Below are 26,240 nucleotides of genomic sequence, written 5' to 3' on the forward strand. Positions count from 1 at the left end.
ATGCGCATGGGTCCGCGCCATCCCATACTGCTGTGGCGGCGCGGCAGCCTGCGCCGCCAGCTGCTGTTGCTGCTGGTGCCGGCGCTGGCGGCGATGATGGCGATCGACACCTGGCTCAGCTACGGCACGCTGCGCGACGCCGCCAACCGGGCCTACGACCGCTCGCTGTACGGCTCGATCCGCACCATCGACAACGCCATCGGCATGGCCGGCGAAAGCGTCCAGCTCACGCTGCCCGACGCCGCCATGGAAATGTTCGAGAGCGCGGCGCAGACCCATGTGTACTACCGCGTGTCGCTGGAGCGCGCCGGCAAGGTGGAGACCATCACCGGCTACGACGACCTGCCGCTGCCCGCCGGCAACCTCGTCAACAACCAGCCGCGCTTCTACGATACCGAGTACCTGGGCGAAGCGGTGCGCATCGGCGTGATGGCGCGCCCCGTGTACCGGCCCGATGCGCGCATGCGCGTGATCATCCAGGTTGCCGAGACCGCCGAGCCGCGCAGCGCGCTGATCGCCACGGTGTGGCGCAGCGCGCTGGCGCGCGACCTGATGCTGATCCTGCTGAGCGCCGCGATCCTGGTGGGCGGCGTCACTTACGTGCTGCGCCCGCTCAAGCGCGTGCGCGACGACGTCGAGGCGCGCTCGCCCGACGACCTCGCGCCGCTGTCCTTCGAGCGCGTGCCGTCCGAGGTGCGGCCGCTGGTCGACGCGGTCAACCTGCACGTGTCGCGCTCGGCGGCAATGGCGCAGGCGCAGGCGCAGTTCATCGCCGATGCCGCGCACCAGCTGCGCACGCCGCTGGCAATCCTGAAGACGCAGGCCGAATACGCCCAGCGCCAGCTGCGCGACCCCGATCCGGAAGCCGCGCGCCGCGCCGCGGGCGAGGCCGTGGGCGGCATCGTCACGCAGCTGGAGCAGGCCGCGCGGCTGACCAACCAGCTGCTGGCGCTGGCGCGGGTACGCCAGCACCATGGCGAGAATGCACAGCCGGGCGAGGCCAGCGACGCCATCGACATCATCGACGCCGTCGCCGTGGCCGAGCAGGTGGCGCTCGACTACCTGCCGCTGGCGCGCGGCAAGCAGCAGGACTTCGGCTGGGAGCCGGTGCCGGGGCTGAAGCTGCCGGTGCGCGCCGATCCCGCCCTGCTGCGCGAGGCGCTGGCCAACCTGGTGCACAACGCGATCCAGTACTCGCCGCGCGGCAGCCGGATCACCTTGTCGGCAAGCCGCAACGACGAAACGGCCTGCCTGGTCGTGGAAGACGACGGGCCGGGCATCCCGGCCGAAGAGCGCGAGAAGGTCTTCGCGCGCTTCTACCGCCGCGTGGGCAACGCCGAGCCCGGCTCGGGGCTCGGGCTGGCGATCTCGCGCGAGATGGCGTCGCGCTTCGGCGGCACGGTGGAGCTGGGCGACGGCGCGCAGGGCGTTGGCGTGCGCGCCGTGCTGAAGCTGCCGGTCGGTGATTGAACCCGAGTAGCGCTCAATAGCGCTCAGCCGAACAACTCCTCCGCCACCGTCGGATGCAGCTGCACCGTGGTCTGCAGGTGCGATTCACGCACGCCCAGGCGCAGCGCCACCGCCAGCGCCTGCACGATCTCCGGCGCGGCGTTGTCCATCAGGTGCACCCCCAGCACGCGCCCGCTGCGCGCGTTCAGCACCAGCTTGAACACGCTCTGGTACGCCGTGCCGCCGAAGCGGTTCTCCAGCGAGACAAAGCGCTTGACCACGGTGCGGATGCGCTCGGGCTTGCCGGCATCGGCGATCGCCTGCGCCTCGGTCATGCCGACTGCGCCGATGGCCGGTTCGCTGAACACCGCGGTGGGCACGAAATCGAAGTCGGCACGCTCGCCGCGCCGGCCATACAGCCGGTCGGCCAGCCAGCGGCCCTGCGCGGTCGCCACCGGCGTCAGGTGCAAGCCGTCGGTGGCATCGCCGACCGCATAGATCTTGCGCACGCTGCTGCGGTACTGCTTGTCGACATGGATGCCGCCCTTGTCGCCAAAGGCCAGGCCGAGTTCTTCCAGCCCCAGCCCCCGCACATTGGAGATGCGCCCGATCGCCGCCAGCGCGGCCTGCGCGCGCACGGCCTCGGTCTGGCCGGGGCGGTCGGTGGGGCGGTAGCAGACTTCCACCGCGCCATTGGCCTGGCTGAGCAGGTGGACTTCGGCATTCAGATGCAGGCGCACGCCGCGCGCCGTCAGCGCCTCGGCCAGCGCAGCGCCGATCTCATGGTCGAAATGCCGCAGCAGCCGGTCGCCGGCGACGATCAGGTCGACCTTGACGCCATAGCGCGACAGGATCGATGCCAGCTCCACGCCGATATAGCCGCCGCCGATCACCGCGACCGAGGCGGGCACGGTCTGCCAGGTAAAGACATCGTCGGAGCTGGCCGCCAGTTCGCCGCCGGGCACGTCCAGCGGGCGCGGGCGCGCGCCGGTGGCGATCAGGATGCGGCGCGCATGGATGGTCTCGTCGCCGACGCGGACTTCATCGGGCGCGGTGACGCGCGCGTCGCCACGCAGTATCTCCACGCCGGATTCATGCAGGCGCTGGGTGTAGCCCGCGTTCAGCCGCGCCACCTCGGCATTGACGCGCACGATCGCGTCGCGCCAGTCCTCGTGCCCGCCGGTGTGCGACAGGCAGCCCGACAGGATCGCTGCCCACGAGGCGCCATACGACAGCATCTTCTTCGGTACGCAGCCGCGGTTGACGCAGGTGCCGCCGATGGCATCGCGCTCGACCAGGATAACGCGCGCACCGTGCGCCGCCGCGCGCCGCGCGCAGGCCACGCCGCCGGAGCCGCCGCCGATCACCACCAGGTCGGCGTCGCGCGCCTTGCCGTTGCGGCGCTTGCCTCCCTGGCCGCGGGCGCGCGGGACGCGCTCGACGGGTGGCGCAGCGCTGACCTGGCGGGCACGCCTCGGTTCGTTGGTCCCCTGCGTTGCGGTGGGGGTTGTCTTGCGCTCGGTCATCCATGCCTCCTGTCGCGGCACGCGGGCCGCATCGACAATCGATCGGGCCGGTGCCACAACACGAAGCTAGGCGGCCGGCCGCAGTTCGGTATTCAGGATCGACGGCCACTCGCGCAGGAAAGTTTCCCCGTCGCGGCGGCCGAGTTCGTAGGCGTGCGTCATGGCATCGGGCCGGGTGTAGTCCCAGCTCGAGATCGGCACGCGCTCCGAGGGCTGCAGGTACAGGCGGCGCTGGCCGCCTTGCTCGATGACGAAACGGCGCGGGCGCGGATAGAGCCGCGTCACCAGCACCAGCACATTGCCCGGCGCGGTGTCGAGCGCATCGACCGGTACGTTATCCACAAGGCCGCCGTCGAGCACCGGCCGGCCGTCGCGGCGCAGCACCGGCGTGAACGGCGGCGTCGACGCCGACTGCAGCAGCAGGTCGGCCAGCTGCTCAGGCGAGGCGCAGTCCTGCGCGCGCACGAACTCGGGCCGGAAGCCAAGCTTGCGCCCCAGCCGCGGGTGCAGCGTCTTGAGCACATGCTTGTCGATGTTGTAGGCCAGCAGGCCTGCGGCCACCGCCAGCCGCGGACCGCTCCAGCGCGGGATATGCGCCACGCCGATGCGGATCTCGGGCGCCTGTAGAAGCTGCGCCAGGCGGCCGTCGGCAAAGATCGTCAGCAGCGCGGTGCGGTAGATACCGTAGTGGGGAAACACGCGCTCGTTGCGCAGCAGGTTGCCCCAGTAGGCATTGCGGCGGTTGTTGGACAGCACCTCGCGGTAGTAATCCATGGTCTGGTGCGAGTCATGCGCATAGACCATGCACGCGGTGGCCGCGCCGGCCGAGATGGCCGCGATCACCCGCGGACGCAGCTGCAGTTCGGGCGCGACCATGTCCCACCAGCCCGCCTGCCACCAGCAGCGGTTGCCGCCGCCGGCAAAGACGACCTGGTCGAAGGGATTGGCGGGATGGGCGGGACTGGTGCCCGCGCTGGCTGGCATCAGAGCAGCGCGTAGGTGGTGGTGGCCTGCACCGCGAGCTTGCCGTCGGTGCCGGTCAGCTCGATCTCGCCGAACACCACGGTCTTGCCCAGGCGCAGCACGTTGGCGCGCACCAGCACGTCGCCGTCGATCACGGGACGCATGAAGTTGGTGGTGAGCGAGACCGTGGTCATCGGGCGGAAGCCGCCGAGCGCACTCGCGACGGCAACGATCATGGCGGTATCGGCCGCCGACATCAGCACCTGGCCGCAGACCACGCCACCCGCGTGGCGAAATGATTCGTTGAAAGGCAGGCGCAGCGTTACGCCTTTTGCATCGACGGCTTCGGCCCGCAGGCCGAGCTGGCGCACCCACGGCGCCAGCACGCGCTCCAGCGTGGCGTCGATGTCGGCAAGGGCAAGTTGCGGTGATGCTTCAGACATGGCGGTCCTCGTTCTTGTATCCATGTTCCTGGCCGCACCCGTGGCCGACCGTGGCCGACCTTACGCTGTCTCCCCCGGCGCGACGCGATGCTTCAGGCAATGATACAGGGGGCCGGTGGCAAGCACCACGAAGGCCATCCGGATCACATGGAAGGCCGTCACCAGCGGCACGCCCAGCTCCAGCACCTTGGCGGTGATGCACATCTCGGCAATGCCGCCGGGCGTGGAGGCCAGGATCATGGTGGCCGGGTGCGCGCCCGACAGCGCAGCCAGCGCCCAGCCGAACAGCGCCGACACCACCAGCGCCAGCACCGTGTACAGCGCCACGCCCGACAGGAAGCGCGGCGCGGTGTGCAGGAACTCGCGCGAAAAGCGCACGCCCAGCGACACCCCGATCAGCAGCTGGCCGGCGCGGCTCATCCAGGCCGGGATCGCCGACAGCTCGATGCCCGATGCCGTCAGCACCGCGGCCGCCAGCAGCGTGCCGATCACGAACGGGTTGGGCATGTTCAGGCGCCTGACCAGCAGCGCCACGCCCAGCGTGATTGCCACCAGCGCCAGCAGGCCCGGCGCGCTGACCACGCGCGGCCCGGGGATGTACGTGTCAAGCCCATGGATGCCGCCGTACTGGAAGATCGCCGGCACCGTCACCACCACCATCAGCACCCGCAGCGAATGCGCCGCCGCGACCTGGTCGATGCGCGCGCCGTTGCGCTCGGCCAGGTTGGCCATCTCGGAAGCGCCGCCGATGGCTGTGGAAAAGTAGGCGGTCTTGAAGGCGACCCCGGTGGTCCGGCGCAGCATCAGCGCGCCGCCCGCGCCCATCGCCAGCGCGAACAGCGAACCGGCGACGATGTACGGCAGGAACTCCACCAGCCGCGCCACCACGTCGGGCGTGAAATACAGCCCGAGCGAGGCGCCGATCACCCACTGCCCGGCATTGCGCGCCTGCGACGGCGCGCGCAGGTCGGCGCCCCACATGCGTGCCGAGGCGACGGCCAGCAGCGGGCCGATCATCCACGGCAGCGGGGTATGCAGGACGGTGCAAAGCAGGGCGGCGGCCAGCCCCAGTGCCAGCGTGGGCACCGCGGACAGCCAGCGGTTGGCGGCGAGACTCATCGGTCAGCGGCCTGGCGCGCAGGCGCCGGCGCTTGTTGTTTTAAGGGGATGGAAATGCAAAGGGCCCGCACGCCATGGCGCCGGGCCCCGGAAACTACCGCATGCTAACGCGCATCACGCCGCGTTGTCAGCCTGCGCATGCGCCGAGCCGCGCGCGGCATGCCAGCGCAGCAGGCGCGGGATCACCACCACCGCCACGGTCAGCGCCAGGATGGTGGCCGAGATCGGCTGGCGCACGAACAGGCTCCAGTCGCCCTGGCCGATCGACAGCGCATTGCGCAGCTGCTTCTCCGCCATCGGTCCCAGGATCATGCCGACGATCACCGGCGCGGTCGGGAAGTCGAAGCGGCGCATCACCATGCCGAGCAGGCCGACCACGAACAGCAACAGCAGGTCGAACCACGACTGGCGGATGCCGTACGCACCCAGGCCCGCGAAGATCAGGATGCCGCCGTACAGCAGCGGCGTGGGCACGCGCAGCATGCGCACCCACAGGCCGATCGCCGGCAGGTTCAGCACCAGCAGCATGACGTTGCCGATATACAGCGACGCCAGCAGGCCCCACACCAGGTCGCCCGAGGTCTGGAACAGCATCGGGCCCGGCTGCAGGTTGTAGTTCTGGAACGCGGCCAGCAGGATCGCGGTGGTGTTCGAGGTGGGGATGCCCAGCGTCAGCAGCGGGGCCAGCGTCGCGGTCACGGCCGAGTTATTGGCGGCTTCCGGGCCGGCCACGCCTTCGATCGCACCGACCTTGCCGAACTCTTCCTTGTGGTCCGACAGCTTCTTCTCGGTCGCATACGACAGGAAGGTCGGGATCTCGGCGCCGCCCGCGGGGATCAGGCCGAACGGGAAGCCGATAAACGTGCCGCGGATCCACGCCGGCAGCGAACGCTTCCAGTCCGACTTGTTCATGTGGACCGAGCTGAGTTTGTTGAAGGTGCCGTCCGGCTGCGGGAAGAACGCATTGAACAGGGCCTCGCCCACGGCGAACAGGCCGACGGCCACCACCACGATGTCGATGCCGTCATACAGCTCCTGCACGTTCATCGAGTAGCGGGTCTGGCCCGACAGCGAATCCATGCCGATCAGCCCGATGCCCAGGCCCAGGAACAGCGCCGTCATGCCGCGCAGCAGCGACGAGCCCAGCACCGCGGAAACCGTGGTGAAGGCCAGCAGCATGATCATGAAGTACTCGCCCGGGCCGAACTGCAGCGCCACGTCGGCCGCCACCGGCGCGAACAGCGACAGCATCACGGTGGCGATGGTGCCGGCCACGAACGAGCCGATCGCCGCGGTCGCCAGCGCCGGGCCGGCGCGGCCGTTCTTGGCCATCAGGTTGCCTTCCATGGCCGTGACCATGGTGGACGATTCGCCCGGCGTGTTCATCAGGATCGACGTGGTCGAGCCGCCGTACATCGCGCCGTAGTAGATGCCGGCGAACATGATCAGCGCGGCGGTGGGTTCGACCTTGGCGGTCAGCGGCAGCAGCATCGCCACCGTCAGCGCGGGGCCGATGCCCGGCAGCACGCCGATGGCGGTGCCCAGGAAGCAGCCCACCAGCGCCCACATCAGGTTGATCGGCGTGATCGCGACGGCAAAGCCGTGCATCAGCATGTTCAGCGTTTCCATTCGAAGACTCCTTGCTGGACGGGCGGGCTCAGAAGCCGGCGATGGGGAGCAGCGGCAGGTTGATGCCGAGCAGGAATTCAAACAGCGCCCACATCGGCACCGTGATGCACAGGCCCACGATCAGGTCGCGCACGATGCGGCGGCTGCCGTAGCCGCGCGCCACGCACATCATCAGCAGCGTGGAAGAAAACACGAAGCCGAGCGTGCCGATCAGCGCCATGTTCAGCACCAGGCCGGCGGCCACCCACAGGAAGCCCTTGAAGTTGTGCGGCGCGCTGGGCAGTTCGGCATCTTCCTCCGGCATGTTGTGGAAGCCGCCGCGCACGCCCTGCCACGTCAGCAGCGCGCCGCACACCGCCAGCCCGACGGCCACCAGCGTGGGCACGAAGCGCGGCGACAGGCCGGCATAGCCCTCTTCGCCGGTAATGCCCGACAGGCCGAGAAAGAAGAACAGCGAAAGCGCCAGGACGGCAACGCCGATGGCAACGTGCGAGGGTTTCATGGAGACTCCTTGGCCTTTGTCGCCAGCAAGGGGGCTGGCGTCCGCGACGCTGGCTTAGCTAAGCTTGCGGCCCGCGCGGCAATGAGGCCCGGCGACATATGGTTGTTGTCTTCGGTATCGCAGGTGGACACCGGGCCCCATGCCGTTTTCCTGCCGCCGGGATCGCCGGCGGTGTTGGCAGGCACGACAGGTAAAGCGGTTTGATGCGGTTTTCTGATGCGGTAACGGGGGGGTTCACAGGCCGCGCCGGCTTGGCGCGGCAGCGGGCTTTACTTGGCGACGCCCAGCTCGCGCAGCGTGCCGCCCAGGCGGGTCGATTCGCTGTCGACAAACTTGCCGAACTCATCGCCGGTCAGCAGGAACGGGGTCCAGTCGTTCTTCTGCAGCGTGTCCTTCCAGGCCTTGCTCTCGGTGGCCTTGACCACCGCATCGATCATGGCCTTGCGCTGCTCGGGCGTGGTGCCGGGCGCGCCATACACGCCGCGCCAGTTGTAGATCTCGACGTTGACGCCCTGCTCCTTCAGCGTCGGGATGTCGGCGGTGCGGTCCTTGGAGGTCACGGCCAGCGCGCGCATCTTGCCGCTCTTGATGAAGGGCAGGAATTCCGACACGCCGGCGATGCCCACCGTCACGTGGCCGCCCATGATAGAGGCCGAGGCTTCGCCGCCGCCCTGGAACGGCACGTAGTTGATCTTCTTGGGATCGACACCGCTCTCCTTGGCGACCAGGCCGGCCAGGATATGGTCGATCGAACCCTTGGAGCCGCCGCCCCAGCTGACGCTGCCCGGGTTGGCCTTGAGCTGCGTGGTCAGGTCCTTGATCGACTTGATCGGCGAGCTGGCCGGCACGGTGATGACCATGGTGTCGGCGAACAGGCGCGCGATCGGCGTGGCGTTCTTCAGCGTGACCGGCGGCTTGTTGGTCTCGATCGCGCCGACCATCACGGCACCCACCACCATCAGCGCGTTGGGGTTGCCCTTGTCGGTGTTGACGAACTGCGTCAGCGCGATGGTGCCGCCGGCGCCGCCCTTGTTGTCGTACGAAGCGGTCTTGGCCTGGCCGGCTGCGATCATCGCGGCGCCCAGCGAGCGGCCGGTCTGGTCATAGCCGCCGCCGGGGTTGGCGCCGATCATGACCTTGACGCTGTCCAGCGCGTAGGCGGGCGCGGCAACGACGGTGGCGGCAACGGCGGCCGATGCCAGCGCGGCATGGGCAAAACGGGAAATCGAACGGCGCATAGCGGTCTCCTTGGTTGTACCGGTGATCGCTTGCCAGTCACTGGCTGGCCGCGATCCGACCCGGGGGTTCCGGCGGCAGCCTGAGCGTTGCTGGGGACTGGGACACGGCTTGCCGGCGGCGCACGGGGCGCTGCCGGGCTTGTCTCCTGTCCGGGCGCAGCGGGGCGTGGCCGGGACTGTTCTTGGATTATTGGTGAACATCAGACCGGGGTTAGCGGTCATGGGGCGGATTCTAGGCGGGGGAAACTGTCAAAAGGCTGTCAAAAGTGGTGGGAAGGGGTTGGGGTTTACGTGGATAGCGGGGGATTGGCATGTGGACGGGCGGGAGAGGGCCCGCGCATCCGGGGACTGCAGCCCTGCAATAGCTCAATAGCGCTCACCCTGCAGGCACCGCCTGCAAGCAAGGATCCTTGCGCGCCACCGCCGGCACCACCACCGCCAGGTCGAACTCGCCGTCCGCCGCCGCGCTCTCCACGTAGCCCACGCTGACAACCTTGCCGGCCTCGCCAGTAAGCCAGCGCGGCACCCCCACGTCGCGCCGCACATGCCCGTTGCCCGCAATCAGCACCGCGCCGCGCTGCGCGTAAGGCCGCAGCGCCCGCGCCATCACCGCGTCGCGCGCCGCCTGTGCCGCCAGCATGCCGGGCAGCATTGCCTTGGGGAAATTGCCGCAGTGCCCGCGGTCAAGCACAGCGGTCTGCGCCGCCACCAGGTCAGGCGGCAACTCTCCCGTCAGGCCAAGCTTCTCCCGCTCGTGCGCCGGGAACAGCCCGTCCAGCCCACCGCGCACGATCTTCCCCGCATCCGCGCGCGACAGGTTAGCCGCGACCAGCGGCAGGTCGTACTGCAGCGCCAGCGCCACCACCGGCCGGTACAGCGGCCACTGCCAGGCACCACCGCCGGCCTGCGCGATCAGGTAGTCGGCATCCTTGGGCCGCTCCTTGCGGGCACGGTCGATATCGGGCTGCCGTTCGCGGTCGAACTGCTCCATGGCGATGGCCGGACGCCAGCCCTGCTCGACCGCGCGCGTCAGCGCGGCCAGCCGCTGCTGCTGTCCGGCGGCATTGTCATGGACCTCGCCCAGCAGCACGTAGGGCTTGCCGGCAAAGCCGGCGCTGACGGCAGCCGGCGAGGGGCCCGAGGCAGCACAGCCTGCGGTCAGCAAGGCGGCAGCTGCGGCCAGCATGGTCGGAACGCGCAAGCGGAATGACATCACGCGGCTTCCTTTTTTTCTTGTTTCGTTCGTTAGCATGGATCCGGCTAGCGCCCTCAGTGCTGCCGCACCGTCTCCCCAGGCACCTTCTCCGGCAGCTTGTTGCCTTCCGAGTCGATCTGCAGCGGCCCCGTGCCCGAGAACCTGTCCAGCGCCAGGTAGATCACCGGCGTGATGAACAGCGTAATCACCTGCGAGAACAGCAGCCCGCCGACCACCGCCAGGCCCAGCGGCTGGCGCAACTCGGCGCCGGCGCCGAGGCCCAGCGCCAGCGGCAGCGCGCCCATCACCGCGGCGAAGGTAGTCATCATGATCGGACGGAAGCGCAGCAGGCATGCCTGCCGGATTGCCCTGGCCGGCGTCATGCCTTGCTCGCGCTGCGCCGCCAGCGCGAAGTCGATCATCATGATCGCGTTCTTCTTGACGATGCCGATCAGCATCAGCACGCCGATGACCGCGATCAGCGACAGCTCGATATTGAAGACAAAGAGCGTCAGCAGCGCGCCGACCGCGGCCGACGGCAGTCCCGCCAGGATGGTCAGCGGGTGGATGTAGCTCTCGTACAGCACGCCCAGCAGCGTGTAGATCACCGCGATGGCCGCCACCAGCAGCACGATCTGCGTGGCCTGCGATGACTGGAACACCGCCGCGTCGCCGCCCCAGCTGGTGAAGATCGACGTCGGCATCGCGATCTCCTGCTTGTAGCGGTCGATGCGCGCCGACGCGTCGCCCAGCGCCGCGCCCGGCGCAAGGTTGAACGACACCGTCACCGACGGCAGCTGCCCCTGGTGGTTGACCGCGATCGGGCCGACGCGGCGCTCGGTGGTGGCGAACGCCGACAGCGGCACCATCTGGCCGGTCTTGCTGCGCACGTAGAGCTTGGCGAACGCGGTCTCGTCGACGCGGTCGAGGTCGGCCGCCTGCAGGATCACGTAGTAGTTGTCGATCGGCGTGTAGATGGTCGACACCTGCCGCTCGCCGAACGCCGAATACAGCGCGGTGCGCACGTCCTGCATCTGCACGCCGAGCGCGTTGGCCTTGTCGCGGTCGATCGACAGGTGCGCCTCCAGGCCCGACTGCTGCGAGTCGCTGGTGACATCGCGGAACAGGCTGTCGGCGCGCATCTTCGCCATCAGCTTGTCGGAGTAGTCCTGCAGCTGGCCGGCCTTCACGCTTTGCAGCGTGTACTGGTAGCGGCTCTTGCTCTGGCGCCCGCCGAGCTGCAGGTTCTGCACCGGCGCGAAATACACCGCCAGCCCGGGCACGCCGGCCACGTCGCGGCGCAGCGACTCGATCACCTTGGGCATCGCGTTGCGCTCGCCGCGCGGCTTGAGCTCGACGAACATGCGCCCGGTGTTGATGGCCGGCGACGGGCCGCCGCCGATCGCCACCACGATGCTCTTGACCGCGGGGTTGGCGCGCATGCGCTCGGCCGCATCGCGCAGGCGCTCGGACATGGCATCAAAGGAAATGTCCTGCGGCCCTTCGGCATTGACGCGGATCTGGCCGATGTCTTCCTCCGGGAAGAAGCCCTTGGGGATCGTGACGAACAGCACCGCGGTCAGCACGAAGGTCAGACCCGCCGCCACCAGCACCGTGCGCCGGTGCGCCAGGCACCAGTCCAGTCCGCGCGCATAACGGTGCAGCGTGAACTCGAACAGGTTCTCGAACCACTGCGTGGAGCGCATGCCGATGGTCTGCCTCTGTGGCACGGCAGGCTGCGCCAACGCGTGGTCGCCATAAGCGTGGTGCGACTCGTCGACCGGCACGTTTTCGGCCGACAGGAAACGCGCGCACAGCATCGGGATCAGCGTCAGCGACACCGCTGCCGACACCAGGATCGACAGCGACACCACCGCGGCGAACTCGTGGAACAGCAGCCCGATCACGCCGGGCATGAAGAAGATCGGGATAAACACCGCCACCAGCGAGATCGAGATCGACAGGATGGTGAAGCCCATCTCGCGCGAGCCCACCAGCGCGGCCTTCAGCGGCGGCACGCCTTCCTCGATATGGCGCACGATGTTCTCGAGCATGACGATGGCGTCGTCCACCACCAGCCCCACCGCCAGCGTAATGGCCAGCAGCGAGACGTTGTCCAGGCTGTAGCCGAACGCCTTCATCAGCGCCACCGTGCCGATCAGCGAGATCGGCAGCGACACGGTGGGGATCAGCGTGGCGGCGGCGCGGCGCAGGAACAGGAAGATCACCATCACCACCAGCGCCACCGTCAGCGCCAGCGTGAACTGCACGTCGTGGATCGATTCGCGGATCGAGCGCGAGCGGTCGTTGACCACCGCCACGTTGACCGAGTCCGGCATCTGCCCGATCAGGCGGGGCAGGGCGGCCTGGATCGCATCGACCACCGCCACGGTGTTGGCGTCGGGCTGGCGCAGCACGGCCAGCACGATCGAGCGCTCGTTGTTAAGCCAGCTGCCGGTCTTGATGGTCTCGACGCTGTCCTCGACCTCGGCCACGTCGGACAGCCGCACCAGCGCGCCGTTGGGCTGGCTGGCGACGATGATGTTGCGGAAGGCATCCGCATTGGTCATCTGCCGGTTGGCCTGGATAGTCAGCGTCTGGCGCGCGCTGTCGAGCGTGCCCACGGGGGTGTTGGCGTTGGCGCGGTTCAGCGCGGTGGCCAGCTCGTCCAGCGTCAGGCCGCGCGCTGCCAGCGCATCCGGGTGCGCGCGCACGCGCACGGCAAAGCGCTTCTGCCCGAAGATCTGCACCTGCGCCACGCCCGGCAGCGTGGCCAGCGTGGGTGAGATCAGGTTGTCGCCGAAGGCATTCAGGTCCGCCAGGCTCATCGCCGGCGAGTTGATCGCCAGCAGCAGCACCGGCGCGTCGGCCGGGTTGACCTTGCGGTACGACGGCGGCGTCGTCATCTCGATCGGCAGCGAACGCTGCGCGCGGAACAGGGCCGCCTGCACGTCCACGGCCGCGTCGTCGATATCGCGGTCGCTGTTGAATTCGATGGTGATGCTGGAGTTGCCGAGCGTGTTCGACGAGCTGATCACCGACACACCGGGGATGGTGGCGAACTGCTTTTCCAGCTGCGTCGCCACCGAAGCCGCCATGGTTTCCGGGCTCGCGCCCGGCAGCGTCGCGGTGACCTGGATCACCGGCGAGTTGAAGCTGGGCAGCGCGGCGATCGGGATGGTCGGGTACAGCACGATGCCGGTGACGACCACGGCCAGGCACAGCAGCACCGTCATCACCGGACGGCGGATGCAGAGTTCGGACAGCGTCATGGCTCAGTGCCCCGCGGCGGCATTGGCGGCAACGTTCGCGGCACTGGCTGGCCGCGCGGCGGCCGCACCGGAGGCGGCGCCGGCCGGCGCCTCGCGCACCAGCGCGCCCGGGCGCAGGTTCTGCGTGCCTTCCACCACCACGCGGGCGCCGGGCTGCACGCCTTCCACCACGGCCGCGGCGGCGGTGGTGGTGATCACCTGCACCGGCACGCGCGCGACCTTGCTGTCGGGCTGCACCACGTAGACAAAGCGCCCTTCGGGGCCGGTCACCACCGCCTGCGGCGGCACCGACAGCGCGCCCTTGAGCGTCTGCACCACCGCGCTGACGTTGGCGTAGGTGCCCGGCCACAGCCGCTGCTCTTCGTTGCCGAACTGGGCCTTGACGCGAATGGTGCCGTACTGCGGATCGACCGTGTTGTCCACGAAGGTGATCTTGCCGGTCACCGGGGTCTTGCTGCCGTCGTTGGGCTGGGCGATGACCTGTACCGGGCCGGCCTGCAGCGCTTCGCGCAGCGCCGCCAGCTGGCGCTCGGGCAGGCTGAAGGTCACTGCGATCGGCTGCACCTGCGCGATGGTGACCATCGGCACGGCGCCGGTAGGCAGCACCAGCGAGCCCGGGAAGGCGTTGATCACGCCGGTGCGGCCACTGATGGTGGCGCGGATCGAGCCATAGCTGATCGCCACGCGGCTGGCCTCGATGGCGGCCTGGTCGGCGCGCACGGTGGCTTCGGAGCCATCGACCCTGGCCTGCGCGGTATCGACTGCGCTCCTGGAAATGAAGTTGCGCTCGAGCAGTTCCTTGCTGCGCGCCAGCGTGCGGCGGGCGTCGGCCAGGTCGGCCTGGTCCTTCAGCAGCTGCGCCTGGGCCTTGGCCAGGTTGGCCTCGTCCATGCGCGTGTCGAGCGAGAACAGCAGGTCGCCCGGCTTGACCGTCTGGCCTTCCTTGATATGGACCGTGCGCACCGTGCTGGACACCTGCGGCCGCACCTCGACCGTGGACAGCGCGGTGACATTGCCGTTGGCCGTGACCTGCAGCGGCACGTCACCCTGCTGCACCAGCGCGGTGGTGACCACCGCCGCGGCGGGCGGCTTGGGCGCCGGCTTGGGCGCCAGCCACGTGCGCCAGGCAGACCAGCCCAGCCCGCCCAGCACCAGCACTGCCAAGACCAGTACCCACGGCGAAACCCGGCCGCGCCCGGTTCCCGCGGCCGCACTCCAGTTGCTGTCGACGAACCCCTTGGGCTGGTCGATCCTGTCAGTTTTCATGTTGTGTGGACCCTCTGCACCGCGTCTTGCGCTACTCCCCGTGATCCGCGCCGGCTTGTTGTGATCGAATGTCGCCGGCGCGTGCTGCGCAAAGACTCTACTAGTACCGCGCTTCGCCGGCCGGAGCCAGCGTCGCGTATTACAGTCCGTTACAGGGGTGTAAGGCGGTATCGGGAAGACGGGCGCCGGCAAGCGCCCTCCGGACCACGGAGGAAACCGGAAATGAAGTTGGCGAGGCGCTTGTATCGTTAGACAAACATTATCAGAAAAGCTGCCGCCGGCTGTCACGACGCCACTGGTTGACGCTGTCGATCGACAGTTCGCGTGGCCCCGGCTGCACAATGATGGCGTCGCCGGCGCGAACCTGGCCGGTCACCAGCACGCTCAGGTAGACGCCCGAATACCCGCTCTGCACCATGTCGCGCACCGCGTGGCGGTAGCCGAGCGCGGCATTGAACTTGTAGCAGGGCCGGCGCGGCGCCTCCACCCGCAGCAGCGCCGTCCCGGCGCGCACCAGGTCGCCGATCCACAGGTCGGACTCCAGCAGGCCTTCCAGGCTCAGGTTCTCGCCCAGAGCGCCGAACGGCAGCGGCTGTGCCGATTCGGGTTGCCCGCAAGCGCGCCGGCGCGCATTCCACCAGGGGTAGTGCTCGGACGGATAGGCGTAGACCGCCTTGTCCCGGCCGCCGTGGACGGTCAGGTCGGCCTGCTCGTCGCCGGCCATGCCCAGCGGCCGCACCTGCACCGAGAGCGGGTGCAGCAGGGTGCTGACGGGATGCTTGCGGATGCCGGACAGCACCACCGCCTCGGTGCCTGCGCCGGCCACGACCAGCGGGATCGCCTTGCCAAGGCTCACGGCCAGCACGCGTGCATTGCCTTGCCAGCGTCCGGAATCGCTCACGTGCGCCCCCGCTTGTGGTTGTGGAAAGAGATGTGGATAAGCTGCGGATATCCCTGAGGATAAGGGGGCGGATAACACTGTGGACAAGTGCTTCGTGCGGTGCCTCACAAGACGCCGCGTGCACGGCGAGGCAGGTCGCTCCCGGGGACAGGACGCCCCCGGGCCTTGGTTTCAGCCGGCGTTGGGAGCCTGCTGCGGAGCCTGCGGGCGCTGCCACTGGCAGCCCAGCGAACGGGCGCGCTGCGACACCGCCAGCGCCGCCAGCATCAGCGCCGCGGCGCCCCAGTGCAGCGAATCGACCCCGGCCAGGGTATAGATGCCGGCGCCGGCCATCGCGCCTGCAGCCTGCCCGAGGTAGATCGACGAAGAGTTCAGCGAGATCGAGGCCGAGGCGCGCTCCGGCGCCAGCAAGACCAGCCGCGCCTGCTGCGCGCTGTTGGTGGCAAACCCGCCCAGCCCCCACAGCATGAACAGCAGCACCAGCGCCACGCCGCCCAGGCCCGCCAGCGGCCACAGCACCATGGCGGTCACCGAGGTCAGCAGGGCCACCTGCACGATCCGGCTCGGGGTGACGCGATCCATGCGCGACGCCGCCAGCGCATTGCCGAACACGCCGCAGGCGCCATAGGCCAGGAACATCAGGCTGAGCGCGCCGCCGCTGATGCCGTAGACATCGCGCATCAGCGGCGCGACATAGGTAAACATGGTGAACATGCCGGCCGACGACACCATGGTGGTCAGCACCACCAGCATGACCGGCTTGTGGCGCAGCACCGCGGCCCAGGCCTCGCGCCCCACCGGCTCCACGTACAGCCCGCGCGGCAGCGCCCGCCAGACCGCCGCCGACACCAGCAGCGCCAGTGCGCCCACCAGGCCCATGCTGACGCGCCAGCCCAGCGTGGTCGAGATCCAGGTGCCCAGTGGCACGCCCACCACGCTGGCGACGCTCCAGCCCAGGAAGACAAAGCTGATGGCACGGCCGCGCGTCTGCGCATTGACCAGCAGCGGCAGCGTCGCCGCGGTCTGCGGTGTGTAGATGGCGGCGCCGATCGCCGTCAGGAAGCGGATCACCATCAGCGCCGCGAAGCTGGGCGCAAAGGCGGCCGCCAGGTGCATCACCGCATAGACCAGCAGCGACCCCGCCAGCAGCAAGCGGCGGTCGATGCGCGAACCCAGCGTGGCAAACAGCGGCGCGCCCACGCAGGTGGCCAGCGCGAATACTGAAATCAGCTGCCCGGCACTGGCCGCGCCCAGCCCGAAATCCCCGGCAATATCGTTCAACATGCCGGTCACGATCATCGCGCCGGTGCCGATGACGAAATTGCCGACGCAGAGCGTCACGAGCCTGGGATCCATGCCGGCCTTGGGAAGAGGGGGTGCGCGCGGGCGCTTGTTGTTGTCGGGGCTGCCGCCATGGCCGTTGCGGCCGGCGGTTAGGGAAGTCCCGAGTGTAGCGGGATTGGCGGATTCGCGTTGACAGCGCAATCCGCCCTGGCCATAGCCCACGCCATGTGAACCAGGCTCCCCTCTGCCGCGCTCGCTCCCGCGAAGTGGGAGAGGGGTGGGGGAGCCTCTACGAAGTGACGCGAGGCGGAATGCCAGCGCCGACCCGCCCCGGCAGCTACCGTAACGCCTCAGCGCGACAGCGCCGGTGTCAACGCCTTGGGATTGACGATGCAGCCGTGATTGCCGCCCAGCACGTCCAGGATGTTCTGGAAAGCCGTGCGGAAGTACAGCTCATAGCTGTCGCGCTCGACATAGCCCAGGTGCGGCGTGCAGATGCAGTTCTCCATGCGCAGCAGCGCGTGCCCCTGCAGGATCGGCTCGGATTCGAACACGTCGACCGCCGCCATGCCCGGGCGGCCGCGGTTAAGCGCGGTGACCAGCGCGTTCTCTTCCAGCAGCTCGGCGCGGCTGGTGTTGACGAACAGCGCGGTGGGCTTCATCCGCGTCAGGTCGGTCAGCTTGACGATGCCGCGGGTGTCGTCGTTCAGCCGCAGGTGCAGCGACAAAACGTCGCTGTCGGCAAAAAACTGGTCCTTGGAGGCGGCCACGTCCAGCCCGTCGGCGCGCGCGGCCTCCAGCGAGGCCTCGCGGCCCCACACCATCACCCGCATGCCGAAGGCCTTGCCATACCCGGCCAGCAGGCGGCCGATCTTGCCGTAGCCCCAGATGCCCAGGGTCTGGCCGCGCAGCATCTGGCCCAGCCCGAAGTTGGGCGGCATGGTGGTCGATTTCAGCCCCGATTGCTGCCACGCGCCGTGCTTGAGGCTGGCCACGTACTGCGGAATGCGCCGCTGCGCGGCCATGATCAGCGCCCAGGTCAGCTCGGCCGGCGCCACCGGCGAGCCGACGCCTTCCAGCACCGCCACGCCGCGGTCGGTGGCGGCATCCAGGTCGATATGGCTGCCCGGACCGGCGCCGACCTTGCCGGTCTGGCTGATCAGCTTCAGTTTCGGCAGTTTTTCCAGCAGTTGCCGGGTGATACGGGTGCGTTCGCGGATCAGCACCACGGCTTCCACGTCCGACAGGCGCGCTGCCAGCTGGCCCACGCCCTTGACGGTGTTGTTGAACACCTTGACGTCGTGTCCCTCCAGCAGGCTGAAGCACGGCAGCTTGCGCACGGCGTCCTGGTAATCGTCGAGTACGGCAATCTTCATCGGCAACTCTGGTTTGTCTTCCGGCGCTTGTGCCGGTTGGTGCGCGCGGCAACCGAGCCGCGCGCCGCCCAACAGTATTGTGGATAACCCAGCGTCGGCGCCAGCATGCCGGCCCGCCGCGAGGTGGAACATCTCTTGCGAAACAACGGCGTCAATTGTTGCGCAGCAAAAAACAGGGGGGTGCGCCAGTGGTATCCTTGCCCGCTCCGGTGCCGCCGCGGATTGTCGGTCGAGCCTTGCTCCCGACACGCGGTTGCCGCCGGACAAAGCCCGCCCGGCGCGCGCAGATACCCCTGCGCGGGCGAAGCGCAACTGTAGCGCAGCCGCAGGGACCGCCGCGACCTTTTGCACAACACGGGCCGCCGCGGAGTTGTAACGGGATGTGACGATCGGGACAGGGCCATCTCCCATGCCGCGATCCCGCGATTCCGTCCCCCGCGCGAGCAACGGACCAACCGCCCGCCGGCCAGGCTTTGCAAGGTTTCCTTCCCTTCCTTCCCTTTACAAACCTGGAGTTGCAGTATGAACCACCCCTCGATGCAAGGCACGGCGCCAGTGAATGCCCCGGCCTGGGTCAAGCACCCCAAGCTGGTTGCCTGGGTCGCCGGAATCGCCGCGCTGACCAAGCCCGACAATATCTACTGGTGCGACGGCTCGCAGGAAGAATATGACCGCCTGTGCGAGCACATGGTCGCCGCCGGCACCATGAAGCGGCTGAACCCGGCCAAGCGCAAGAACTCGTTCCTGGCGCTGTCGGATCCGTCGGACGTGGCCCGCGTTGAAGACCGCACCTTTATCTGCTCGGAACGGCAGGAAGACGCCGGCCCCACCAACAACTGGACCGCCCCGGCCGAGATGCGCCAGACGCTGAATGGCCTGTTCGAAGGCTGCATGCGCGGCCGCACGCTGTACGTGGTGCCGTTCTCGATGGGCCCGCTGGGCTCGCCGATCGCCCATATCGGCGTGGAACTGTCCGATTCGCCGTATGTGGCGGTCAATATGCGCATCATGACGCGCATGGGCCGGGCCGTGTATGACGTGCTGGGCACCGACGGCGAGTTCGTGCCGTGCGTGCACACCGTCGGCAAGCCGCTCGCCGCCGGCGAGAAGGACGTGCCGTGGCCGTGCAACCCGACCAAGTACATCGTCCATTTCCCGGAAACGCGTGAGATCTGGTCGTTCGGCTCGGGCTACGGCGGCAACGCGCTGCTGGGCAAAAAGTGTTTTGCGCTGCGCATTGCGTCGACCATGGGCCGCGATGAAGGCTGGCTCGCCGAGCACATGCTGATCCTGGGCGTAACCTCGCCCGAGGGCAAGAAGTACCACGTGGCCGCGGCGTTCCCGTCGGCCTGCGGCAAGACCAACTTCGCCATGCTGATTCCGCCCAAGGGCTTCGAGGGCTGGAAGGTCACCACCATCGGCGACGACATCGCCTGGATCAAGCCGGGCCAGGATGGCCGCCTGTACGCGATCAACCCGGAAGCCGGCTTCTTCGGCGTGGCCCCGGGCACCAGCGAGAAGACCAACTACAACGCGATGGCGACGCTGAAGGAGAACGTCATCTTCACCAACGTGGCGCTGACCGACGACGGCGACGTGTGGTGGGAAGGCATGACCAAAGAAGCGCCGGCTCACCTGATCGACTGGCAGGGCAAGGACTGGACCCCGGAAATCGCCAGGGAGACCGGCGCCAAGGCTGCCCACCCGAACTCGCGCTTCACCGCGCCGGCGTCGCAGTGCCCGTCGATCGACGAGAGCTGGGACAACCCGGCCGGCGTACCCATTGATGCGTTCATCTTCGGCGGCCGCCGCTCGACCACCGTGCCGCTGGTGACCGAGGCCCGCAACTGGACCGAAGGCGTGTACATGGCCGCCACCATGGGTTCGGAAACCACCGCCGCGGCCGCTGGCCAGCAAGGCGTGGTGCGCCGCGACCCGTTCGCCATGCTGCCGTTCTGCGGCTACAACATGAGCGACTACTTCGGCCACTGGCTGGCACTGGGCCAGAAGCTGGAAGTCGCGGGCGCGAAGCTGCCGAAGATCTACTGCGTCAACTGGTTCCGCAAGGACGCCGACGGCAACTTCGTGTGGCCGGGCTTCGGCGACAACATGCGCGTGCTGTCGTGGATGATCGATCGCGTGGAAGGCAAGGGGCAGGGCGCCGAACACATGTTTGGCACGACGCCGCGATATGAGGATCTGAACTGGAATGGGGTGGAGTTCTCCCCGGCGCAATTTGCGCAGGTGACCTCGATTGATCGCGATGCCTGGCGGGAGGAACTGGCGCTGCATGATGCGCTGTTCACGCAGCTGAATCATCGCCTGCCGCAGGCGCTGGCGGAAACGCGCGCGGCGCTGGGCAAGCGGCTGGAGGGCTAAGCCGCTGCCGGTTTGCTCCCCTCTCCCCGTGAGGTCCGTGAGGGGAGAGGGAGAACACCTTGCCAAGGCGAGTTCGGGCGGCCTGGGAGCACCCAGAACCGCACTCCTTTTCGGCGTCCTGGGGGCCTGTCAGCCCCCCTCGCTATCCCCCAGCGTCTCCACCGCATACTTCACCAACCCCGAGCGCCCTTCGATCCCCAGCTTGCGTTTCAGGTTGAGCCGGTGTGTTTCGACCGTCCGCACCGATACGCCCAGTTGCGCCGCAATCTCCTTGTTGGCCATCCCGCGCCCGATGCAGCCCAGGATGTCGCGCTCGCGCCGGGTCAGCGCATCCAGCGGTCCCGGGCTCTGCTCGGCCATGCCGCGCGCGATGCGGGCACTGTAGAACACCCGCCCCGCCAGCACCGACTGGATCGCCGCCATCAGCTCATCGGCCGGCGCATCCTTCAGCACATAGCCCCGCGCCCCCGCCCGCACGGCCTGCCGCACATACTCCAGGTTGTCGTGCATCGACACGATCAGTACCGCCAGCTCCGGATACCGGTCATGGAGCGCGGCCGCCAGCGCAATGCCGCCCATGCCGCGCATGCCGATATCGGTGATCACCAGGTCCGGCAGGTCAGCCTCGCCGGCACGGTCCAGCCACGCGAGCGCCGCCTCGCCGCCATCGGCCTCGCCGACCACGCGCAGCCCCGGCTGCAGCGCCAGGTGCATGCGCATGCCGTCGCGCACCAGCGCGTGATCGTCGATCAGCAATACGCGCGCCGGTGCGCCGGTGTGGCTCGATTCAGGGGAACGTGTCATGACTGCGAAGGTCCGGCGGAAACAGGATCATGCGAAACGGCTGCGGGCTTTGGCGCAGGCTTCGCCAGGGGCAGCGACGCCACCAGCTCGGTGCCGCCGGTGCCGGAAACAATATCGAACTGCCCGCACAACGCGGCGATGCGCTCGCCCAGGTTGCGCAGGCCGATGCCGCGCCGGGGATCGCGCTGCATGCTCGGCACGTCGAAACCGGCGCCGTCGTCGCGCACCGTGAGCCGGGTGGCGTCGGCGTCGAATGCCAGCGACACGCTGACGTGCCGGGCGTTTGCGTGGCGTTCCACGTTGGTCAGCGCCTCCTGGGCGATGCGGAACAGCGCGGTGGCCTGCTCGTCGGGCAACTCGCGCGGGGTACCTGACTGAATCACCGAGATCTGCAGCCGGCTGCCGCCCTGCATCTCGCGCGCCAGGTGCTGGAGCGCGGCAAAGAGACCGAGGTCGTCCAGCAATGCCGGCCGCAAATTGCGCGCCACCCGCCGCACTTCATTGAAAACCGTGTCGAGCCGGTTCAGCGCCATGCCCAGCACCGGCGCCACCGCGGCGCCTTCGGTCGGAGCCAGCCGCAGCCGGTTGGTAGCGGTCTCCAGCACCAGCTTGACCGACACCAGCAACTGGCTGATGCCGTCGTGCAGTTCGCGCGACAGCCGTGCCCGCTCCTCCTCCTGCGACTGCACCACCCGCTGCGCAAGCTGGCGCAGCTTGGCATCGGCCTCGCGATGCTCGCTGACATTGAGCGCGAGGCCGCTGGCCGCTACCAGCAGGATGCTGATCGCGGCGATCACGCCGATCCAGGCCATGGTCTCCCGGATATCGGTCTCGGCACGGGCATCGAGCTGGCGCAGCGTGCTTTCCACGTCGTCCAGGTAGATGCCGGTGCCGAGCATCCAGCCCCATTCGGGCACCGACACCACGTAGCCGAGCTTGGGTACCAGTTGCTGCGATGACGGCTTTTTCCACAGGTACCGCACCGCGCCGCCTCCGCCCCTGGCCGCCGCGATCAGCTGCTGGATGGTGAGCGATCCCTGCGGGTCGCGCATGGTCCACAAGTCCTGGCCGACCAGCTCGGGCTGGCGCGGGTGCATCAGGTTGCGGCCCTGCAGGTCGTACAGGAAGAAATAGCCGTCCGGCCCGTAGTCGAGCCGGGCCAGCGCCTCCATTGCCGCCTGGTGCGTGGCCAGATCAGTGCGGCCCGACCGCACCATCGGCGCGATCGCGCTCTGCGCCAGTTCTACGTAGTGGCGCAGCTCCATTTCCTTGCTTTGCAGGTAAGCGGCTTCGACCAGCGCGCGCTCATGCTGCGCGAGCTGGGTCGCCTGGTAGCGCACGGCAAGCGCGATGCCCAGCATGGCCACCGCAAGGGGCGCCACCGCGAGCAACAGGATCTTCTGGCGGAGTTTCATACAGGACCGGGGGTAAACACCGATGCCGCGCAGGCGGCATGCCACCGTCGATTTGCGTAGTACTACGCAGAAGTGCTGCGTAGTTACGCGCTTGTGCGGGGTTTGGCGGGTGTCAATACTACACGCCGGATGCGCAGGCCGCCCCAACAAGGCGCGCGTATCCACGCAGCTGGTGCACCGGCCTATCCGGATGGTGCACCGCCTGCCTGCAAGACGAGATCCGGAAACGACACGAACCGGGCGAGCAGCAGCCAGATCCCAGGAGACACCTTCACCGCCGGATTGCCCAGCTGCCCGCCCAGGCGCGCCCGCCGCCGACCCAGCCCGTTGCCAGTTACCAGTCCTTCGCCGCCGCAGGCTTTCCAAATCCCGGTCTGAGGAGACCTTCACTATGAATCGCATCGGAGAACACCTGGTGTGGCTGGCCGTCGCCGTGCTCGGCGCGTTTGCCTTCGGCACCGTCGCGCTGGCGCGCGGCGAGGCCGTCAGCGCACTGTGGATCGTGGTCGCCGCGCTCTGCATCTACCTGATCGCCTACCGCTACTACAGCCGCTTTATCGCCGACAAGGTGATGCAGCTCGACCCGAAACGCATGACGCCGGCCTGGCGCCATAACGACGGCCTGGACTACGTGCCGACCAACAAGGCGGTTCTGTTCGGCCACCACTTCGCCGCGATCGCCGGGGCCGGCCCGCTGGTCGGCCCGGTGCTGGCCGCGCAGATGGGCTACATGCCCGGCATGCTGTGGCTGCTGGCCGGCGTGGTATTCGCCGGCGCGGTGCAGGACTTCATGGTGCTGTTCATCTCCACGCGCCGCGACGGCCGCTCGCTGGGCGACCTGGTCAAGTCCGAAATGGGCACGGTGCCGGGCCTGATCGCGCTGTTCGGCTGCTTCATGATCATGATCATCATCCTGGCGGTGCTGGCGCTGATCGTGGTGAAGGCGCTGGCCGATTCGCCGTGGGGCACCTTCACCGTGGCGGTGACCATCCCCATCGCCATCTTCATGGGCATCTACACCCGCTACATCCGTCCGGGCCGCATCGGCGAAGTATCCGTGATCGGCTTCGTGCTGCTGATGATGGCGATCATCGGCGGCCAGTACGTGCATGAAAGCGCGACGCTGGCCCCGCTGTTCACCTACGACGGCAAGGCGCTGACCTGGATGCTGATCATTTACGGCTTCATCGCCGCCGTGCTGCCGGTGTGGCTGCTGCTGGCCCCGCGCGACTACCTGTCGACCTTCCTGAAGATCGGCACCATCATCGCGCTGGCGGTGGGCATCGTGATCGTGGCGCCGGAGCTGAAGATGCCGGCCTTCACGCAGTTCGCCGAGGGCGGCGGCCCGGTGTGGTCGGGCAACCTGTTCCCGTTCCTGTTCATCACCATCGCCTGCGGCGCGGTGTCGGGCTTCCATGCGCTGATCTCGTCGGGCACCACGCCCAAGCTGCTGGAGAACGAGACCCACGCGCGCTTCATCGGCTACGGCGCGATGCTGGCCGAGTCCTTCGTCGCCATCATGGCGCTGGTGGCCGCCGCGGTGATCGAGCCGGGCGTGTACTTCGCCATGAACAGCCCCGCGGCCGTGATCGGCACCACGCCGGAAGCGGTGGCGCAGGCGGTCTCGACCTGGGGCTTCGTGATCACGCCTGACGTGCTGGTGCAGACCGCCAAGGACGTCGGCGAGAACACCATCATCTCGCGCGCCGGCGGCGCGCCGACGCTGGCCGTGGGCATCGCGCACATCCTGCACCAGGTGGTGGGCGGCCAGGCCATGATGGCGTTCTGGTACCACTTCGCGATCCTGTTCGAGGCACTGTTCATCCTGACCGCCGTCGACGCGGGCACCCGTGCCGGCCGCTTCATGCTGCAGGACCTGCTGGGCAGCTTTATCCCGTCGATGCGCAAGACCGACTCGCTGCCCGCCAACCTGATCGCCACCGGGCTGTGCGTGGCGGCCTGGGGCTACTTCCTGTACCAGGGCGTGGTCGATCCGCTGGGCGGCATCAACACCCTGTGGCCGCTGTTCGGCATCTCCAACCAGATGCTGGCCGCGGTGGCGCTGGTGCTGGGTACCTGCGTGCTGGTCAAGATGAAGCGCGGCCAGTACGCCTGGGTCACGCTGGTGCCGACCGTCTGGCTGCTGATCTGCACGCTGACTGCCGGCTGGCAGAAGCTGTTCCACGCCGACCCGAAGGTCAGTTTCCTGACCCACGCCGCCAAGTTCAGCGCCGCCATTGCCGAAGGCAAGGTGCTGGCCCCGGCCAAGTCGATGGAGCAGATGCACCGCATCGTCTTCAACGACTACCTGGACGCCGGCCTGTGCGCGCTGTTCATGGTGGTGGTGCTGTCGATCGTGTTCTATGGCTTCAAGACCGCGCTGCAGGCCCGCGCGGTGAACCGCCCGACCGACAAGGAAACGCCGTTCGAGCCGCTGCCAGGCGCGGCTTCGGCCCAGTCCTGACCCTGACCTCGACAAGGAGTCCGCCATGCTGGAACAACTGGGAACGATGGGGCGTTATCTCGGGCAGTCGCTGCGGCTGATGGTCGGCTTGCCCGACTACCAGACCTATGTGGCGCACATGGAGAGCACGCATCCGGACCGCGCGCCGATGAGCTACGAAGAGTTCTTCCGCGAGCGCCAGGAAGCGCGCTACGGCGGCGGGCAGGGCAAGTGCTGCTGAGCACACGGTAAAATACGCATCCGGGCCCTGGCCCGGGTGCAGACAAAGCAGACAGGCGATCACATGATCGCCTGTCTTTTTGTTAGGTGTTGTATTTTCACCGCGCTTTTATTGCCCAGTTACGCCGTTTCTGTAGGGGGTTACAGGGCTTTACAGGTAGTTACAGCAAGCGTGGGGCTCCTTCTCTACACTTGCGACACATCATGGCAATTCAAAGGACAAGACATATGACTCGCCATCCCGTTCGCAATCTGACCATTGCCCTCGCCCTGGCGGCCAGCGCGCTGCCGGCCTTCGCGGGCGACATGAACAACGCCCTGGGCGGCGCGCTCGGCGGCGTCGCTGGTGCCGCAGTGGGCGGCGCGCTCGGCGGCAGCACCGGCGCAGTGATCGGTGGTGCGGTGGGTGGCGGCGCAGGCGGCGCCGTGACGTCCAACCGCCGCGAGCGCACCGGCGCCATCATCGGCGGCGCGCTGGGCGGTGGCGCGGGTACCGCGGCGGGCAACGCCATGGGCGGCCGTACCGGCGGCCTGATTGGCGCCGGCCTGGGGGGCGGTGCCGGTGCGGCGCTGGGCGGCAATATCTCGCGCAGCAATTCGTATGCAGACGACCGTCGTTATTACAACAACGGCCACTACAAGCACAAGAAGCACAAGCATCGCCATCACCACGATCACGACTGATCTGCCGGGGTGAAGCAAAAACGGGCCGCAAGGGCTAATGCCGTTCAGTTAAGTCTGAACGGCATTTTTCTTTGCAGGGGTTGTAAACAAGGTGTCGAGCTGTTAACTTGCC

General features: G+C 68.3%; 20 protein-coding genes. 5 read left to right on the top strand and 15 right to left on the bottom strand.

The window, feature by feature from the left end:
- Nucleotides 1-6 precede the first annotated feature (6 nt).
- Nucleotides 7-1,470, top strand: a complete 1,464-nt coding sequence (locus ACAD63_RS00195; RefSeq protein WP_135706181.1) for a sensor histidine kinase — start codon at nucleotides 7-9, stop codon at nucleotides 1,468-1,470.
- A 23-nt stretch (nucleotides 1,471-1,493) separates the two neighbouring features.
- Here ACAD63_RS00195 and ACAD63_RS00200 read toward each other — a convergent pair whose 3' ends face one another.
- The 13 genes from ACAD63_RS00200 to ACAD63_RS00260 form a co-directional block, all read right to left on the bottom strand.
- Entirely contained in the window at nucleotides 1,494-2,975 is a 1,482-nt protein-coding gene (locus ACAD63_RS00200; protein WP_434033284.1) for a dihydrolipoyl dehydrogenase family protein, read from the bottom strand.
- A 66-nt stretch (nucleotides 2,976-3,041) separates the two neighbouring features.
- The gene (locus ACAD63_RS00205; RefSeq protein ID WP_135706179.1) at nucleotides 3,042-3,959 is read right to left on the bottom strand and encodes a patatin-like phospholipase family protein; all 918 of its coding nucleotides are present in this window, start codon (nucleotides 3,957-3,959) and stop codon (nucleotides 3,042-3,044) included.
- Nucleotides 3,959-4,381, bottom strand: coding sequence for a PaaI family thioesterase (locus tag ACAD63_RS00210; RefSeq protein ID WP_116320087.1), 423 nt, complete (start codon nucleotides 4,379-4,381; stop codon nucleotides 3,959-3,961). Before ACAD63_RS00210 ends, ACAD63_RS00205 begins: the two co-directional genes overlap by 1 nt.
- A gap of 60 nt (nucleotides 4,382-4,441) precedes the next feature.
- Complete coding sequence (locus ACAD63_RS00215; RefSeq protein WP_135706178.1) at nucleotides 4,442-5,500, bottom strand: AbrB family transcriptional regulator; 1,059 nt, start codon at nucleotides 5,498-5,500, stop codon at nucleotides 4,442-4,444.
- A 114-nt stretch (nucleotides 5,501-5,614) separates the two neighbouring features.
- Nucleotides 5,615-7,129: a tripartite tricarboxylate transporter permease gene (locus tag ACAD63_RS00220; RefSeq protein ID WP_133096613.1), complete on the bottom strand. Its 1,515-nt coding sequence runs from the start codon at nucleotides 7,127-7,129 to the stop codon at nucleotides 5,615-5,617.
- Nucleotides 7,130-7,157: 28 nt separating this feature from the next.
- Nucleotides 7,158-7,631, bottom strand: a complete 474-nt coding sequence (locus ACAD63_RS00225; RefSeq protein ID WP_135706177.1) for a tripartite tricarboxylate transporter TctB family protein — start codon at nucleotides 7,629-7,631, stop codon at nucleotides 7,158-7,160.
- Nucleotides 7,632-7,900: 269 nt separating this feature from the next.
- Complete coding sequence (locus ACAD63_RS00230; RefSeq protein WP_029046453.1) at nucleotides 7,901-8,869, bottom strand: Bug family tripartite tricarboxylate transporter substrate binding protein; 969 nt, start codon at nucleotides 8,867-8,869, stop codon at nucleotides 7,901-7,903.
- Between the two features lie 376 nt (nucleotides 8,870-9,245).
- Nucleotides 9,246-10,082, bottom strand: a complete 837-nt coding sequence (locus tag ACAD63_RS00235) for a ChaN family lipoprotein (protein WP_434033285.1) — start codon at nucleotides 10,080-10,082, stop codon at nucleotides 9,246-9,248.
- A 56-nt stretch (nucleotides 10,083-10,138) separates the two neighbouring features.
- A complete protein-coding gene (locus tag ACAD63_RS00240) occupies nucleotides 10,139-13,336 on the bottom strand; it encodes an efflux RND transporter permease subunit (protein ID WP_434033286.1) in 3,198 nt (1,065 codons plus the stop codon).
- 3 nt (nucleotides 13,337-13,339) lie between these two features.
- Entirely contained in the window at nucleotides 13,340-14,602 is a 1,263-nt protein-coding gene (locus ACAD63_RS00245; RefSeq protein ID WP_434033287.1) for an efflux RND transporter periplasmic adaptor subunit, read from the bottom strand.
- A gap of 262 nt (nucleotides 14,603-14,864) precedes the next feature.
- Nucleotides 14,865-15,503, bottom strand: coding sequence for an MOSC domain-containing protein (locus ACAD63_RS00250; RefSeq protein WP_135706173.1), 639 nt, complete (start codon nucleotides 15,501-15,503; stop codon nucleotides 14,865-14,867).
- Nucleotides 15,504-15,674: 171 nt separating this feature from the next.
- Complete coding sequence (locus ACAD63_RS00255) at nucleotides 15,675-16,859, bottom strand: MFS transporter (protein ID WP_133096607.1); 1,185 nt, start codon at nucleotides 16,857-16,859, stop codon at nucleotides 15,675-15,677.
- Nucleotides 16,860-17,137: 278 nt separating this feature from the next.
- Entirely contained in the window at nucleotides 17,138-18,163 is a 1,026-nt protein-coding gene (locus tag ACAD63_RS00260; protein ID WP_135706172.1) for a D-2-hydroxyacid dehydrogenase family protein, read from the bottom strand.
- A gap of 522 nt (nucleotides 18,164-18,685) precedes the next feature.
- Here ACAD63_RS00260 and ACAD63_RS00265 point away from each other — a divergent pair.
- Entirely contained in the window at nucleotides 18,686-20,542 is a 1,857-nt protein-coding gene (locus ACAD63_RS00265) for a phosphoenolpyruvate carboxykinase (GTP) (protein WP_434033288.1), read from the top strand.
- Nucleotides 20,543-20,671: 129 nt separating this feature from the next.
- On the opposite strand, the gene ACAD63_RS00270 is transcribed toward ACAD63_RS00265, so the two are convergent.
- Nucleotides 20,672-21,346 (bottom strand): response regulator, encoded by a 675-nt coding sequence (locus ACAD63_RS00270; RefSeq protein WP_135706170.1) that lies wholly within the window; start codon nucleotides 21,344-21,346, stop codon nucleotides 20,672-20,674.
- Nucleotides 21,343-22,761, bottom strand: coding sequence for a cache domain-containing protein (locus ACAD63_RS00275; protein ID WP_434033289.1), 1,419 nt, complete (start codon nucleotides 22,759-22,761; stop codon nucleotides 21,343-21,345). The genes ACAD63_RS00270 and ACAD63_RS00275 overlap by 4 nt, the downstream gene beginning before the upstream one ends.
- A gap of 391 nt (nucleotides 22,762-23,152) precedes the next feature.
- On the opposite strand from ACAD63_RS00275, the gene ACAD63_RS00280 reads away from it, so the two are divergent.
- From ACAD63_RS00280 to ACAD63_RS00290, 3 genes are all read left to right on the top strand, one after another.
- Nucleotides 23,153-25,225 carry a carbon starvation CstA family protein gene (locus tag ACAD63_RS00280; RefSeq protein WP_133096602.1) on the top strand — a complete coding sequence of 691 codons (2,073 nt, stop codon included), beginning with the start codon at nucleotides 23,153-23,155 and terminating at the stop codon, nucleotides 25,223-25,225.
- Between the two features lie 25 nt (nucleotides 25,226-25,250).
- Nucleotides 25,251-25,445, top strand: a complete 195-nt coding sequence (locus ACAD63_RS00285) for a YbdD/YjiX family protein (protein ID WP_012354346.1) — start codon at nucleotides 25,251-25,253, stop codon at nucleotides 25,443-25,445.
- 227 nt (nucleotides 25,446-25,672) lie between these two features.
- Nucleotides 25,673-26,128, top strand: coding sequence for a hypothetical protein (locus ACAD63_RS00290; RefSeq protein ID WP_133096601.1), 456 nt, complete (start codon nucleotides 25,673-25,675; stop codon nucleotides 26,126-26,128).
- Nucleotides 26,129-26,240 lie beyond the last annotated feature (112 nt).

The organism is Cupriavidus sp. a3, from assembly GCF_051015765.1.
In the GTDB taxonomy this organism is placed as follows: Bacteria; Pseudomonadota; Gammaproteobacteria; order Burkholderiales; family Burkholderiaceae; genus Cupriavidus; species Cupriavidus oxalaticus_A.